This window comes from Streptomyces sp. NPDC023723 (assembly GCF_040639815.1).
GTDB lineage: Bacteria > Actinomycetota > Actinomycetes > Streptomycetales > Streptomycetaceae > Streptomyces.
Genome location: NZ_JBFAAP010000011.1, coordinates 185,207 through 198,758, shown reverse-complemented (window position 1 = coordinate 198,758; position 13,552 = coordinate 185,207). Strand labels below are relative to the sequence as shown.

Here is a 13,552-nt window from a genome sequence, read left to right as displayed (position 1 = left end):
GATCCCCGTATCGTAATGGGCCGCGGGGCCGGGGTAGGCGCCCCCGGGCCCCGCGGCCATTTCCGATGTGCCCGGTCAGGTCAGCCGGGCCACCGCCGCCCGGACCCGTTCGTCCGTCGCGGTCAGGGCCACCCGGACGAAACGGTCGCCCGCCGGGCCGTAGAAGTCGCCCGGCGCGACCAGGATGCCCAGGCCGGCCAGGTGCGCCACGGTGTCCCAGCAGGACTCGTCCCGGGTGGCCCACAGGTAGAGGCCGGCCTCGCTGTGCTCGACGCGGAAGCCGTGCCCGAGCAGCGCCGCGCGCAGGGCGGTGCGGCGGGCCGTGTACCGCTCGCGCTGGATCCGGACGTGCTCGTCGTCGCCGAGGGCGGCCACCACGGCCGCCTGGGTCGGCGCGGACGTCATCATGCCGCCGTGCTTGCGGATCTCCAGCAGGGGCCCGAGCACCGCCGGGTCGCCGGCCAGGAAGGCGGCGCGGTAGCCGGCCAGGTTGGAGCGCTTGGACAGGGAGTGCACGGCGACCAGACCGTCGTACGAGCCGCCGTTGACGTCCGGGTGCAGCACCGAGACCGGGTCGGCCTCCCAGCCCAGCTCCAGGTAGCACTCGTCGGAGCAGATCAGCACGCCGTGTTCCCGGGCCCAGCCGACGATCCGGGTCAGGTCCGCCTTGGACAGCACCCGTCCGGTCGGGTTGGACGGCGAGTTCAGCCAGAGCAGCTTCAGGCCGGTCGGGTCCAGCTCGGTCGGGTCGTCGTAGGCGACGTACTCGGCGCGGGCCAGCCGGGCGCCGACCTCGTAGGTCGGGTAGGCCAGGCGCGGGAAGGCCACCTTGTCGCCGGGGCCCAGGCCCAGCTGGGTGGGGAGCCAGGCGACGAGTTCCTTGGAGCCGACGATCGGCAGCACGTGGCGGTGGGTGACGTCCCGGGCGCCGAGGCGGCGGGCCACCCAGCCGGTGAGCGCGTCGCGCAGTGCCGGGGTGCCCCAGACGGTCGGGTAGCCCGGGGAGTCGGCCGCGTCGATCAGGGCCTTCTGGATCAGCTCGGGGACCGGGTCGACCGGGGTGCCGACGGAGAGGTCGACGATGCCGTCCGGGTGCCCGGCGGCCGTCTTCCGGTACGGCTCCAGCTTGTCCCAGGGGAAGGTCGGCAAGCGGTCGGATACTGCGGACACGGTTACTGGCTCACTTTCGTCGTACGGCAAACGCCTCGGTCCCGTCCGGCGCCGATCGGGGACGATCAGGCCGTACGGGACCGAGGCGGCGCGGCTGTGCGGACCGCCGCCTACTGGTTCTGCGGCGGCAGCGCGGCGACGAAGGGGTGGTCGCGCTCGATCAGACCCAGCTTGCTGGCGCCGCCGGGCGAGCCGAGCTCGTCGAAGAACTCGACGTTCGCCTTGTAGTAGTCCTTCCACTCCTCCGGAGTGTCGTCCTCGTAGAAGATCGCCTCGACCGGGCAGACCGGCTCACAGGCACCACAGTCGACGCATTCGTCCGGGTGGATGTACAAGGACCGCTGGCCCTCGTAGATGCAGTCGACCGGGCACTCCTCGATACACGCCTTGTCCTTGACGTCGACACAAGGCTGCGCGATGACGTAGGTCACGCTGTCGTTCCTCCTCGATACGGGCGCTGGCGGGCCTCCTCAGGCTCCGCCGCCTGGCGCGCGGGAGCGCGGCGTCGTCGATGCCCGCCTCTAGTATCTCCGTTCCTGGGCATGATCCGAACAGGAGGGGTGAACCGACCCGTGGAAATCTCTGGCGCCGGGCGTCTGGCAGTCCGTATCACCAGCGCTGACGTGGGCAAACGGGTCTCGGTACGGCAGTTGACGGAAGACGGCGCGCCGGGCGCGAAGTTCACCGACACGGTCGGCGTTCTCACATCCTGGGACGACGGTGTGCTGCTGATCACAACGAAGCGCGGCGAAACCGTCCGGATCGGGGAATCCTCGCTGGTAGCCGGGAAAGTGGTGCCTTCCGCTCCGGCCCGCCGCCGCGGTCCGGCCGCCTCCTACCCGGAGCTGGCCCGGGTCTCCTCCCGGGGCTGGCGGCCGGTGGAGAGCGAGCGGCTCGGCGAGTGGGAGCTGCGGGCCGCCGCCGGCTTCACCAAGCGGGCCAACTCGGTGCTCCCGCTGGGCGATCCCGGCCGCCCGCTCGACGACGCGCTGGCCGCCGTACGGCGCTGGTACGCCGCGCGCGGGCTGCCCGCGTACATCCAGACCGCGACCGGGGCCGCGGGTACGCAGGAGCTGCTCTGCGCGGAGCTGGAGCAGCGCGGCTGGACCCGGGAGGTCACCGCCGAGGTGTGGACCGGGAGTCTGGCGCCGGTCGCCGACCGGACGGCGGGCGCGCGGGTCGGGCTGTCCCGGACCGCCGACGCGGGGTGGCTGGCGCGCTACCAGCGCAAGGGGGTGAGCGAGGTGGCGCTGCGGGTGCTGGGCGGGGGCCCCTCGGTGTGGTTCGCCGCCGTGCCCGGTGCGGACGGCGGGGCGCCGGCCGCGATCGGGCGGTGCGTGGTGGACGGCCGCTGGGCCGGATTCGCGGCCGTCGAGGTGGACCCGGCGCTACGGCGCCGGGGGCTGGCCGGCGAGGTGATGGCCGCGCTGGCCCGGCGGGCGCTGGAGGAGGGCGCGTCGGCGGCCTGGCTGCAGGTCGAGACGGACAACGCCGGCGCCCGGGCGATGTACACCGGACTCGGCTTCGGCGCGCACCACGCCTATCACCACTACCGGGCGCCGGAAGGTGTCTGAGCGGACCGTCGGCGGGCCGTCGGCGGGCCTTGGGCGGACCTTCGGCGGGTCCTGGTATCCGATCGCTGTGAAAGGGCACGAGCCAGCTATGTGTTCCCCCCGTCCCCCGTCCCCGGAACGCGCCGCCGGCCTGCGCCGCCGGTTCGCCGCGGAGGCCCGCTCCGAGCGGCCCGACCTGGCCGCGCTCTGTCTGCTGCTGGGCGCGGTGGCGGACGGGTCGCTGGACGAGGCGGGCATCGACGCCGCGCAGCTGGAACTGGACCGGCTGGCCGGGCAGCTGCCGTTCCGGCCCGGCGGGCCGCACGCCTGGGCGGTGGCGCTGCGCGAACTGCTCGGCGCGGGGTACGGGTTCCGCGGGGCGGCCGCGGACTACCGGCGGCTGGAGTCGTCGCTGCTGCACCAGGTCTTGGTGCGGCGGCGCGGGCTGCCGATCCTGCTGTCGGTGGTGTGGCTGGAGGTGGCGCGCCGGGCCGGGGCGCCGGTGCGCGGGGTGGCGCTGCCGGGGCACTTCGTCGTCGGGTTCGGCGCCGGGGCCGGCGAAGGGGCCCGGGAGCTGGTGCTCGCCGATCCGTTCGACGGGGGGCGGGTGCTGTCCGGGACGGACGCGGAGCTGCTGGTGGCCGGGGCGACGGGGGCGCCGTTGCGGGCGTCGATGCTGGTGCCGGCCGATCCGCTCGACGTGGTGCTGCGCGTCCTGAACAACATCCGGGCGTGGGCGGCGGCCCGGCCCGAGCGGTCGGACGTGTCGCTGTGGGCGGTGGAGCTGTCGCTGCTGCTGCCGGCCCATCCGGCGCGGCTGCGCTACGAGCGGGCGCGGCTGCTGGTGCAGCGGGGGGACTTCGTCGACGGGGCGGCGGAGCTGGAGGCGTACGCGGAGATCGTGGGGGCGGTGGACGGGGCGGCCGGGGAGCGGGTGCGGGGGGAGGCGTTGGCGGCTCGGGCGCTGTTGAACTGAGCGTGCGCCCAGTCGCCGTGCGAGGTGCGGGGTCCTGCGCGAGTGCGGGTTGTCCGTGGTCGCTCGCGCAGGCCCCCGCGCTGCTTACGGGCGCTCAGCTCGGGTCGGTGTCGATGACCGCCACGCGGTTGCTGGTGCTCAGCAGGGCCTGGCGGAGGGCGACGTAGACGTCCTCCGGGGTGACCGCGGTCTTCTTGCCGTTGGCGCGGGTGATCAGGACGCCGTCGAAGGTCTGGCCGTAGAGCTCCTGGAGCGCGTCCAGGTCGGGCTTGTCGACCAGCTTGCCGCTGACGGCGGTGACCCGGAGGAACTTCCACAGGGAGTTCTGCGGGGACATCTCGATGGTGTGCGCCGCGTCGGTCTGCACGACCACGTTGGCCGACATGGCCGGCTCGGCGAACTCCTTCATCTCCCGGTCGACCTCGGCCTTGCTGACCTCGGGCTGCTTGGCGGTGGTGGGTACCTTCACCGCGCCGGAGGAACCGGTCCCGACCTGGGTGCGGTACGCCTCGGCGACCGCGTCGGCCGACTTGTCCGCGTCGATGCCCTGGCCCGCCTTCGGGTAGACGGCCACCGCCTTGCCGGACTTGAACTCGACGCCGCCCTCGGACAGCGAGCCGGAGCCGCCCGCCGCGTCCTCCAGCGCGGCGTGCAGCTTCTCCTCGTCGACCGGCATCACGGGATTGACGACGCGCTGGTTGCCGAAGAGCGCGGCGATCACGGTGACCGGGTTGTAGTCGCTCTGGGCCGCGATGTCGACCGTGGCCTGGGTGTCGAACTGGAGCCCCGCCTGGTCCGGCTTGAGCGAGACGGTCTCGCCGTCGACGGTGAGCTTCAGCGCCTTGTCGACCCGGTCCTTGAAGGTGTCGTCGAGCTTCTCGACGGCGTCGTCCCGGGTGCCGCCGCCGATGTCGACGCCGAGCACGGTGGTGCCCTTGGGCACGTCGGAGTGGTTCATCAGCAGCCCGGCGCCGTAGACCAGACCGCCGACCACGATCACGGCGCCGACCAGCAGGGGGAGCTTGCGGCGGCCCTTCTTCTTGGCCGCCGCGGGCTTGGCGGCGGCCGGCGCGGCCGGGGCGGCGGGTTCCGGGCGGGCCTGGGGCGTGGGTGCCGACGGGCCGCCGGCGGGGGCACCGCTGTGGAACGGTACCGAGCGGTCGCCGGGGACGACCGGGATGCCGCTGGTGACGGTGTTGCCGGAGACGTTGTCCCGGTTGCCGAAGGGGACGCCGCCCGGGGGTTCGGGGGCCGGCGTCTGCGGGGTGAGGATCGCGGTGTCGTCGCTGAGCCCGCCGCCGAGTCCGGCGCCGGGGGCGCCCGGGGTGCCCGGGACGCGGGGGATCGATCCGGTGTCCGGGGCCGCGTGGGCACCGGCGCCGCTGGTCGCGCCCAGACCGCCCATTATCCCGGCGCTGCCCATGGCACTCGGGGCGCCGGGGCCGCCAGGGCCCGTGGGGCCGTTGGGGGCCGTGGGACCGGCGGGGGCCGTGGGGCCGGCGGGGCCCGTGGGTGAGCCCAAGCCGCCGAAGCCGCCCGGGGCGCCCGGGGCGCCCGGTCCGGCCGGGACTGTCGGTGCGGTCAGCGGACCGTCACCGGTGACCGGCCCGCTCGTCGGGCCCGCGGGACCCTGGTCGCCGAAACCGGTACCGCCGCCGCTCCCGGGCTCGGGCTCGGTGAAGAACGGCAGGTCGTCGCGGCGCGGCTCCGGTCCGGCGCCCGGGCGGGAGCCGTCGCCCAGCGGGCCGGCCGCCAGTGCCTCGGTCACGTCGAAGGAACCGGTACCGCCGCCGTGTCCGGGCGCGACGGGCCCGCCGGTCGCCCCGGCACCGCCCGTGGGACCCGACCGGGAGCCACCCGGCGCGCTCATCGACCCGACCACGCCACCCGGCCTGCCGGTACTGGGAGCAGCCCCGGCACCCGTGCCCGTACCGCCGGGCAGGCCAGTCCCCTTGGGGCCATCGGCCGGCTGACCGCCCTTGGCCGCCGCCGACTTGCGGGGCGCGAACCAGTCACTGGTCGGCTTGTCCCCGGCCGGCCGGGCGGGCTCGGCGGGGGCCGGTGCGGCCGGCGTGGGCGCCTGCGGCGCCGGCGCCTCGGCCTCCGGCTCGACCGCGCCGTCCTCGGCGTCACCGACCGGCTTGCGCACCACCACGGGCGGGATCGGCCGCGATCCGGGGATGTTGATCCGGATCCGGGTGGTCAGCGTCGTCTCGGTCTTGCGCTCGTCCGGCCGGGCGGCCGAACGTCCCGTGTCCGCACCGGCGTCGGGGCCCGTCGGCGTCCCGTAGGGCGGGGTGCCCGACGGGTACGCGGCTGAGCCGCGCCCGTGAGGTCCGGACGACGGAGTGTCAGTTTCACGACTCAAGGCAGGTTCTCCTGGTTGGCTCCGCCGCCCGTCACACCTACAAAGCGGGCGGCTCGGCGGCGCGCACCACCATACTGGCCGCTTCTCGCGTGTATCCCGTGACCGTGGGGGAAACCCACACCGGACCCGCACCGCGCGCGGCGGCGAAGTAGTACGTCACTTGCCAAGTCGGACGGCGTCGCCGTCCGGTTGCCGTACAGGAGCGAGGGTGGCACAGATCACAGCCACCGCGATGCCCCCGAGCAGGAAGAGATACGAACCGCTGCCCGCGGCGAACAGGAAGTCGCCCTCCGGTCTGCTCGCGGTGAGCAGGATGACGGCGACCGCCCAGCCGAGGGCGGGCGCGACGGCCGCGCCCCGGGCGCCCACCGCGCGGGCGGCCCCCACGCAGAGCCCGGCCTCGGCGGCCAGGGCGAGCAGCAGCCCGCCCGGGAACCACGCGGGCTGCACCAGTGCCCCGGCCGCCCCGGTGAGGGCACCGAGCACGAGCAGCGCCAGATAGAGGGCGGACCGCCCGAGGGACGGCGGCCGCAGCGGCTGGGCGAGCATCGAGGTCTGTCCGGCACGGTCGCTCACGGTGTCTCCTCGGTCCCGGCGAACAGGTCGGTCCCACGTACGCCCGCCGCGGCGGCCGCGTTCACCGGTTCGTAGTACTCGGTGGTGAACAGCGGCTGCGCCAGCTCGTTGGAGAGGGCGAAGTACGGTTCGGCGACGTCGATCTGGGTGGCGTGCGCCCGCATGGCGGCGGCCTTGGCGGCGGCGTACGGGGTGCCGTCGGCGACGATCTCGACCCCGATCAGCTCGTCCTCGACGACGCCCGGTACGTCGTCGACGGCGGCGGCCTTGTCGAAGGGGAGGCCGGGCAGCGCCGCGTCGAGCCGCGCGAAGGCGGCCTCGGCGGCCGGTCGCGGCACGCGGTTCCAGTAGACCCTGGCGACACCGCAGCCGGCCTCGGCGGCCAGCTCGGCGGCGCGCATGGCGACGCGGTGGGCCTGGATGTGGTCGGGGTGGCCGTAGCCGCCGTTCGGGTCGTACGTGACGAGGACCTGGGGCCGTACCTCCCGGATCACGTCCAGCAGCAGTCCGGCCGCCTCGTCGACGTCGGCCTGCCAGAAGCAGCCGGGGTCGTCGTTGTCGGGCAGCCCCATCATCCCGGAGTCGGCGAACCGGCCCGGCCCGCCGAGCAGCCGGAAGTCGGCCACGCCGAGGGCGCTCATCGCCGCCGTCAGCTCTCCGAGCCGGTGCTGCCCGAGGGCGGCGCCGCCCAGGTGCGCCAGCTCGGGCGGAATGACCTCGCCGCGCTCCCCGAGCGTGCAGGTCACCAACGTCACGTGGGCGCCCTCGGCCGCGTACTTGGCCATGGTGGCGCCGTTGTTGATCGACTCGTCGTCCGGGTGCGCGTGCAACAGCAGCAGACGCCGGGCGGGCTGTTCCGTCATGGGCTCCACCCTACGAGGGGTTTTCCACAGGCTTGCACGCGGCGCGGTCTTCGCCGTCTACCTTGATGCGTGACGGATCCGACACGGATGGTGACCGGGGGTGGTGTGGGATGTCGGAGGACGACGAGGCGAGCTGGGCGGTGGACCCGGACGACGAATGGGGCATGGCAGTCATCGCGACGGTCGGCCGGCAGCTGAGGCTGCGGCGCGAGGCGGCGGGGATGCGGGCGTGCGACTTCGCGGTGGCGATGGGGTACGGGGAGGATCTGGTCTACAAGGTCGAGGGCGGCAGGCGGATCCCCCGGCCCGGCTATCTGAAGCAGGCGGAACAGATCCTGGACGCGGGCGGGCTGGTCGCCGCCATGCAGGAGGACGTGGCCAAGGTCCGGTACCCGAAGAACGTCCGTGACCTGGCGAAGCGGGAGGAGAAGGCGGTTGAACTTCAGCTCTACGATCCGCTGCACGTCCATGGGCTCTTGCAGACCCCCGAGTACGCGCGTGCGTTGTTGTCCATGCGGCGCCCCGCGTACTCGACGGAAGAGGTGGAACAGTTCGTCGCGGCGCGCATGGCTCGCAAAGCGATCTTCGAGCGCGATCCTGCCCCCGAACTCAGCTTCGTCCTGGAGGAGTGGTCGCTTCGGCGCCCCCTCGGCGGGACGCAAGTGCTGCATGGCCAGCTGAGGCACCTGCTGCGGGCGGCCGAGTTCCGGAATGTGGAGATGCAGGTGATGCCTGTGCAACAAGAGGAGCACGCGAGCATCGACGGTGGGATCGAGGTGATGAAGTTCCAGGACGGCTCGGCCGTCGGACGCTCGGCTCCGGTGGCCAACGGGCGGCCTGTCTGCGACCCAAAACAGCTTCGTATCCTGGAACTTCGGTATGGCATCATCCGGGCCCAGGCACTCACGCCACGTGAGTCGACGGCCTTCATCAAGCAACTGCTGGAGGACACATGATCCGCGACACCTCCGAGCCGGCGTGGTTCAAGAGCAGCTACAGCAGCGGCAGCGAGGGCGACTCCTGCGTCGAGATAGCCACAACCCCCGCCACGGTGCACGTACGCGACTCCAAGCACCGGTACACCACCGGCCCCCGGTTGACGCTCGCGGCGCAGGCGTGGACAGCCTTCGTCCGGGACCTGCCGGACCAGTCGTGACCCGTACCACCACCGGCTCCGAGGAGCCGACGTGGTTCAAGAGCAGCTACAGCAGCAGCAGCGAAGGCGACTCCTGCGTGGAGATAGCCACAGCCCACGCCACGGTGCACGTACGCGACTCGAAGCACAGGGACATCGTCGGCCCTCGCCTCGCTCTCGCGCCGCAGGCATGGGCGGTGTTTGTCACCGCCCTGCGCGCTTGAGCCACCGGTGGGTCAGAAGCTGATGCTGCCGATCATGCCGGCGATGTTGGACGTCAGTTCGCTGATCGTGGGAGCGATCGTGGAGGAGGCGAGGTAGAAACCCAAGAGCATGCAGACAACCGCATGCCCCGCCTTCAGTCCGGACTTCCTGATCAACAGGAAGACGATGATCGCCAGCAGCACCACCGCCGAAATCGAGAGTGCCACGGCGGCTCACCTCCAAAGAACCCAGGGACATGGGGGGATCGAACAGTCGGGACGTCGGCACGGAACCATGGGGGCAGATAAATCCACACAGCGGGCAGCAGGTTGATACCCACTATGCGCTAGTGATCATAACTATCCGTACGCGCGCATCGAGTGGCGCACGGCCGCACAAGGGGGCGCATGGCCAATATGGTCAGGGCATGACGACCGAGCCCGACTCCTTCCCCAAACGGCACGCCCGCACCCAGCGGTTCACCCTCGGCGCGCCGCGTTCGTTCACCGTGGCGCCCGACGGTTCCCGTGTCGCGTTCCTCCGCTCCGCCGCCGGCCCGGACCGGGCGAACGCCCTGTGGGTGCTCGACCCCGCGAGCGGCGAGGAGCGCCTCGCGGCCGACCCGCGCGCCCTCCTCGGCGGCGCGGCGGAACACCTTCCGCCCGAGGAACGCGCCCGCCGCGAACGCAGCCGCGAGGGCGGGGCGGGCATCGTCGGCTACGCCACCGACGCGGCCGTCGAGTTGGCCTCTTTCGCCTTGTCAGGGCGGCTTTTCACGGCTGAGCTGCGGGCCGGCACGGCACGCGAACTCCCGGTCGCCGGGCCGGTGATCGACCCCCGCCCCTCCCCCGACGGGCGGCACGTCGCCTACGTCGCGCGCGGCGCCCTGCGGGTCACCGGTGCCGAGGGCGGCGACGACCGGGCGCTGGCGGAGCCCGAGGCGGGGGACGTCGGCTACGGTCTCGCGGAGTTCATCGCGGCCGAGGAGATGGGCCGGACCAGGGGTTTCTGGTGGGGTCCGGACTCGGACCGGCTGCTGGTGGCGCGCGTGGACGACACGCCGGTGCAGCGCTGGTGGATCTCCGACCCGGCCCGCCCGGACCGTGATCCACAACACGTCCGGTACCCGGCGGCAGGCACGCCCAACGCGGAGGTCCGGCTGTTCGTGATCGCCCTCGACGGCGCCCGCGCGGAGGTCGCCTGGGACCGTCGGCGCTACCCGTATCTGGCGCGAGTTCACTGGTCAGCGGCGGGTGCCCCGCTGCTGCTCGTACAGACGCGCGACCAGCGTGGTCAGGTGTATCTGGCGGTGGACGCGGCCTCCGGCGCGACCCGGATGGTGCACGCCGACGAAGATCGAACTTGGCTGGAACTTTTCCCCGGGGTGCCCTGCTGGAGTCCGTCCGGACAGCTGGTGCGGATCGCCGACGAGGGCGGCGCGCGGGTCCTGGCGGTGGGGGAACGCCCGCTGACCGGACCGCAGTTGCACGTACGGGCGGTACTGGACGTGTCGGCCGACGACGTGCTGGTCTCGGCGTCGGCCGGAGCCGAGGCGGCCGAACCGGAGACCGGCGAGGTGCATGTCTACCGCGTGAACGAACTGGGCGTGGAGCGCGTCTCGTCCGTCCCCGGCGTGCACTCGGCGGTGCGCGCCGGGGACACGACCGTCCTGGTCTCCGCGACCCTGGACCGGCCGGGGAGCCGCGCCCAGGTCCTCCGCGACCACAAGGAGGGCGGGAAGCCCGGGGTCACTGTCACCTCGTACGCCGAAGATCCCGGTCTGTCCCCGCGCGTGACGCTCACCCAGGGGGGCGCACGCCGTGTCCCGTGCGCCGTGCTTATGCCAACGGACTACCACGGTGACACCCCCCTCCCCGTTCTCCTCGACCCCTACGGTGGTCCGCACGGACAACGCGTGGTCGCCGCGCACAACGCCCACCTCACGTCGCAGTGGTTCGCGGACCAGGGGTTCGCGGTGGTCGTCGCCGACGGGCGCGGCACCCCGGGCCACTCCCCCGCCTGGGAGAAGTCCATCAAGGACGACGTCGCCGCGGTCGTCCTCCAGGACCAGGTGGACACGCTGCACGCGCTCGCCGCCGACTTCCCGCTCGACCTCGGCCGGGTCGCCATCCGCGGCTGGTCCTTCGGCGGCTACCTCGCCGCCCTCGCGGCCCTGCGCCGCCCGGACGTCTTCCACGCGGCGGTGGTCGGCGCCCCGGTCACCGACCTGCGCCTCTACGACACCCACTACCAGGAGCGCTACCTCGGGGACCCGAACGAGCAGCCCGAGGTCTACCGGCGCAACTCCGTGATCGACGACGCGGGGCTGGTCGACGCGGCCGAGCCGCACCGCCCGATGATGATCATCCACGGGCTGGCCGACGACAACGTGGTGGTCGCCCACTCCCTGCGGCTGTCCTCGGCCCTGCTGTCGGCAGGCCGCCCGCACGAGGTGCTCCCGCTGTCCGGCGTCACCCACATGACCCCGCAGGAGTCGGTGGCGGAGAACCTGCTGCTGCTCCAGGTGGACTTCCTGCGCCGTTCACTGGGGCTGGGGTAACGGCAACGGGCCGGGAGACATGGCGCTCCCGGCCCGTTTACGGCACCCGCACGGCCGTACGCTGAAGAGCCTCTCGCGTCCGTATATCGATACGGATTCCGTGAAGTTGCCTGTGTGTTAACGAAGTTCGTCACGGTTTGTACGCCTATGACTCCGGCGGCACGACCAGCTTCTCCGCCGCGAAGTGACACGCCGAGTCGTGCTCCGCAGGCCCGCCCGTCCCCCGGAACTCCGCCGGAACCGCCAGCTCCGGTACCTCCAGGGCGCAGCGCTCCCGGGCCTTGAAGCAGCGGGTGCGAAAGCGGCAGCCGGAGGGGATGTTGGTCGGCGACGGGACGTCGCCGACCAGGATGATCCGCTCGCGGTGTTCGCGGGCCTCGGGGTCGGGCACCGGCACGGCGGACAGCAGCGCCTGGGTGTAGGGGTGGGTGGGATGCTCGTAGATCTCGGCGTCCCGGCCCGTCTCCACGATGCGGCCCAGGTACATGACGCCGACCCGGTCGGAGATGTGCCGGACGATCGACAGGTCGTGCGCGATGAAGATGTAGGAGAGGTCGAACTCGTCCTGCAACCGGCCCATCAGGTTGATGACCTGGGCCTGGACCGAGACGTCGAGGGCGGAGACCGGTTCGTCGGCGACGATGATCTCCGGGCGCAGGGCCAGGCCCCGGGCGATGCCGATGCGCTGGCGCTGACCGCCGGAGAACTGGTGCGGGTAGCGGTTGATGTACTCCGGGTTGAGGCCGACCACGTCCAGCAGGTGCTGGACCCGGCGGCGCCGGTCGCCCTTCGGCGCGACCTCCGGATGGATGTCGTACGCCTCTCCGATGATGTCGCCGACCGTCATGCGGGGGTTGAGGGAGGTGTAGGGGTCCTGGAAGACCATCTGGATGTTGCGGCGCACCGCGCGCAGGGCGCGGCCGGACAGGCGGGTGATGTCCTCGCCCTTGTAGCGGATCTCGCCGGCGGTCGGGCGTTCCAGGTTGACCAGCAGTCTGGCGACCGTGGACTTGCCGCAGCCGGACTCGCCGACGATGCCGAGGGTCTCGCCGCGGTCGAGGTGGAAGTCGACGCCGTCGACCGCCTTGACCGCGCCGACCTGCTTCTTGAAGACGATGCCGGTGGTGAGGGGGTAGTGCTTGACCAGTGCGCGGACTTCGAGGAGGGGTTCAGGCATCGAGGCACTCCCGCCAGAAGTGGCAGGCGCTGCCCCGGGTCCCGCTCACCTCGTAGAGCGGCGGTACGTCGGTGCGGCACACGTCCTGGGCCATCGGGCAGCGCGGGTGGAAGGCGCAGCCGGGCGGGATGCGGGTGAGGCTGGGCGGCAGGCCCTTGATGGCGTACAGCTCCCGGCCCTTGTGGTCCAGGCGCGGGATGGATTCCAGCAGGCCGCGGGTGTAGGGGTGGGCAGGGGCCTTGTAGATCTCGTGCACGGGGGCGCTCTCCACGATCCGGCCCGCGTACATCACGGCGATCTCGTCGGCGACGTCCGCGACCACACCGAGGTCGTGGGTGATGAGGATGAGGCCCATGTTGTACTCGCGCTGGAGGTCCGCGAGCAGGTCCATCACCTGGGCCTGGACGGTGACGTCGAGGGCGGTGGTCGGCTCGTCGGCGATGATCAGCTTCGGCTCCAGGGCCATCGCCATCGCGATCATGATGCGCTGGCGCATGCCGCCGGAGAACTGGTGCGGGTACTGCCGTACCCGCTCCCTGGCCGCCGGGATGCGGACCCGGTCCATCAGCTCGACCGCCTTGGCCCGCGCGTCCTTCCGCGACATCCCCCGGTGCACGGTGAACATCTCGGCGAGCTGGTCGCCGACGGTCAGTACCGGGTTCAGCGAGGACAGCGCGTCCTGGAAGATCATCGCCATCTCGGCGCCGCGCACCTTGCGGCGTTCCTCCTCCTTCAGTTCCAGCAGGTCCCGGCCCTCGAAGAGGACCTCGCCGGCGGTGATCCGCCCGGGCGGGACGTCGAGGATGCCCATGACGGTCTGGGCGGTGACGGACTTGCCGGAGCCGGACTCGCCGAGCACGGCGAGGGTGCGGCCGGCGTCCACGCCGTAGCTGACGCCGTTGACGGCCTTGGCGACGCCCTCCCGGGTGCGGAACTCCACGTGCAGGTCACGCACTTCGAGCAGCATGAC

14 protein-coding genes are annotated in these 13,552 nt (G+C 72.6%); 6 read left to right on the top strand and 8 right to left on the bottom strand.

Annotated features, from left to right (window positions below):
• Positions 1-75 precede the first annotated feature (75 nt).
• Positions 76-1,170, bottom strand: coding sequence for a bifunctional succinyldiaminopimelate transaminase/glutamate-prephenate aminotransferase (locus AB0G32_RS15910; protein WP_361162885.1), 1,095 nt, complete (start codon positions 1,168-1,170; stop codon positions 76-78).
• A 110-nt stretch (positions 1,171-1,280) separates the two neighbouring features.
• A complete protein-coding gene (gene fdxA, locus AB0G32_RS15905) occupies positions 1,281-1,601 on the bottom strand; it encodes a ferredoxin (protein ID WP_003973842.1) in 321 nt (106 codons plus the stop codon).
• A 141-nt stretch (positions 1,602-1,742) separates the two neighbouring features.
• Here fdxA and AB0G32_RS15900 point away from each other — a divergent pair, with 141 nt between their 5' ends.
• Entirely contained in the window at positions 1,743-2,744 is a 1,002-nt protein-coding gene (locus AB0G32_RS15900; protein ID WP_361162883.1) for a GNAT family N-acetyltransferase, read from the top strand.
• Between the two features lie 88 nt (positions 2,745-2,832).
• Positions 2,833-3,699, top strand: a complete 867-nt coding sequence (locus AB0G32_RS15895) for a transglutaminase-like domain-containing protein (RefSeq protein ID WP_361162881.1) — start codon at positions 2,833-2,835, stop codon at positions 3,697-3,699.
• A 94-nt stretch (positions 3,700-3,793) separates the two neighbouring features.
• Here the strand turns inward: AB0G32_RS15895 and AB0G32_RS15890 are convergent, their stop codons facing one another.
• The 3 genes from AB0G32_RS15890 to mshB form a co-directional block, all read right to left on the bottom strand.
• Positions 3,794-6,067 carry a hypothetical protein gene (locus AB0G32_RS15890; protein WP_361162879.1) on the bottom strand — a complete coding sequence of 758 codons (2,274 nt, stop codon included), beginning with the start codon at positions 6,065-6,067 and terminating at the stop codon, positions 3,794-3,796.
• A 156-nt stretch (positions 6,068-6,223) separates the two neighbouring features.
• Positions 6,224-6,643, bottom strand: coding sequence for a DUF6113 family protein (locus AB0G32_RS15885; RefSeq protein ID WP_361162877.1), 420 nt, complete (start codon positions 6,641-6,643; stop codon positions 6,224-6,226).
• Complete coding sequence (gene mshB / locus AB0G32_RS15880) at positions 6,640-7,506, bottom strand: N-acetyl-1-D-myo-inositol-2-amino-2-deoxy-alpha-D-glucopyranoside deacetylase (RefSeq protein ID WP_361162876.1); 867 nt, start codon at positions 7,504-7,506, stop codon at positions 6,640-6,642. The genes AB0G32_RS15885 and mshB overlap by 4 nt, the downstream gene beginning before the upstream one ends.
• Before the next feature lie 110 nt (positions 7,507-7,616).
• On the opposite strand from mshB, the gene AB0G32_RS15875 reads away from it, so the two are divergent.
• The 3 genes from AB0G32_RS15875 to AB0G32_RS15865 are packed head-to-tail and all read left to right on the top strand — an operon-like array spanning position 7,617 to position 8,865.
• Positions 7,617-8,462, top strand: coding sequence for a helix-turn-helix transcriptional regulator (locus tag AB0G32_RS15875; RefSeq protein ID WP_361162874.1), 846 nt, complete (start codon positions 7,617-7,619; stop codon positions 8,460-8,462).
• Positions 8,459-8,662, top strand: a complete 204-nt coding sequence (locus AB0G32_RS15870; protein WP_361162872.1) for a DUF397 domain-containing protein — start codon at positions 8,459-8,461, stop codon at positions 8,660-8,662. The genes AB0G32_RS15875 and AB0G32_RS15870 overlap by 4 nt, the downstream gene beginning before the upstream one ends.
• Positions 8,659-8,865 carry a DUF397 domain-containing protein gene (locus tag AB0G32_RS15865; RefSeq protein WP_361162870.1) on the top strand — a complete coding sequence of 69 codons (207 nt, stop codon included), beginning with the start codon at positions 8,659-8,661 and terminating at the stop codon, positions 8,863-8,865. Before AB0G32_RS15870 ends, AB0G32_RS15865 begins: the two co-directional genes overlap by 4 nt.
• 12 nt (positions 8,866-8,877) lie before the next feature.
• Here AB0G32_RS15865 and AB0G32_RS15860 read toward each other — a convergent pair whose 3' ends face one another.
• Positions 8,878-9,072, bottom strand: coding sequence for a hypothetical protein (locus AB0G32_RS15860; protein ID WP_189415312.1), 195 nt, complete (start codon positions 9,070-9,072; stop codon positions 8,878-8,880).
• A 200-nt stretch (positions 9,073-9,272) separates the two neighbouring features.
• Here AB0G32_RS15860 and AB0G32_RS15855 point away from each other — a divergent pair, with 200 nt between their 5' ends.
• A complete protein-coding gene (locus AB0G32_RS15855) occupies positions 9,273-11,405 on the top strand; it encodes a prolyl oligopeptidase family serine peptidase (RefSeq protein WP_361162868.1) in 2,133 nt (710 codons plus the stop codon).
• A 145-nt stretch (positions 11,406-11,550) separates the two neighbouring features.
• On the opposite strand, the gene AB0G32_RS15850 is transcribed toward AB0G32_RS15855, so the two are convergent.
• On the bottom strand, positions 11,551-12,582 hold the full coding sequence (locus AB0G32_RS15850; protein ID WP_361162866.1) for a dipeptide ABC transporter ATP-binding protein: 1,032 nt from the start codon (positions 12,580-12,582) through the stop codon (positions 11,551-11,553).
• Entirely contained in the window at positions 12,575-13,549 is a 975-nt protein-coding gene (locus AB0G32_RS15845; protein ID WP_361162864.1) for an ABC transporter ATP-binding protein, read from the bottom strand. Before AB0G32_RS15845 ends, AB0G32_RS15850 begins: the two co-directional genes overlap by 8 nt.
• Positions 13,550-13,552 lie beyond the last annotated feature (3 nt).

Bases quoted from the DNA above. Each gene is read 5' to 3' on its own strand.
- AB0G32_RS15855 (WP_361162868.1), top strand. From the start codon at position 9,273: ATGACGACCGAGCCCGACTCCTTCCCCAAACGGCACGCCCGCACCCAG.
- AB0G32_RS15875 (WP_361162874.1), top strand. From the start codon at position 7,617: ATGTCGGAGGACGACGAGGCGAGCTGGGCGGTGGACCCGGACGACGAA.
- AB0G32_RS15895 (WP_361162881.1), top strand. From the start codon at position 2,833: ATGTGTTCCCCCCGTCCCCCGTCCCCGGAACGCGCCGCCGGCCTGCGC.
- mshB (WP_361162876.1), bottom strand. From the start codon at position 7,506: ATGACGGAACAGCCCGCCCGGCGTCTGCTGCTGTTGCACGCGCACCCG.
- AB0G32_RS15845 (WP_361162864.1), bottom strand. From the start codon at position 13,549: ATGCTGCTCGAAGTGCGTGACCTGCACGTGGAGTTCCGCACCCGGGAG.
- AB0G32_RS15870 (WP_361162872.1), top strand. From the start codon at position 8,459: ATGATCCGCGACACCTCCGAGCCGGCGTGGTTCAAGAGCAGCTACAGC.
- AB0G32_RS15850 (WP_361162866.1), bottom strand. From the start codon at position 12,582: ATGCCTGAACCCCTCCTCGAAGTCCGCGCACTGGTCAAGCACTACCCC.